The organism is Oceanobacillus alkalisoli (assembly GCF_021556485.1).
Taxonomy (GTDB): domain Bacteria; phylum Bacillota; class Bacilli; order Bacillales; family Amphibacillaceae; genus Oceanobacillus; species Oceanobacillus alkalisoli.
Map to the genome: position 1 here is coordinate 1 of NZ_JAKGBW010000084.1, position 287 is coordinate 287.

At 53.3% G+C, this 287-nt stretch carries 1 protein-coding gene; it reads left to right on the forward strand.

What is annotated here, in order from left to right:
• The coding region (locus LZD48_RS19355; protein WP_235764144.1) for an HD domain-containing protein at window positions 1–287 on the forward strand (287 nt) is incomplete at both ends.

The window sequence follows — 287 nt, forward strand, 5'->3', positions numbered from 1 at the left end:
GGCTTCCATCTTGGGCATCATGCTCCACGAATCGGTGAAGTACCGCCTGTGCACGCTGGAATCCGTCCGCCAGATGTATGGAGAAGACGTGGCGGGCATCATCCGCGGACTGGTCAAGATAAACGAACTGTACGAGAAAAACCCAGCCATCGAATCGGAGAACTTCCGGAACCTGCTCCTCTCGTTTGCCGAAGACATGCGCGTTATCCTTATCATGATAGCCGACCGCGTGAACATCATGCGCCAAATCAAGGACAACCCTAACGAAGAAGCAAGGCAGGAAGTAT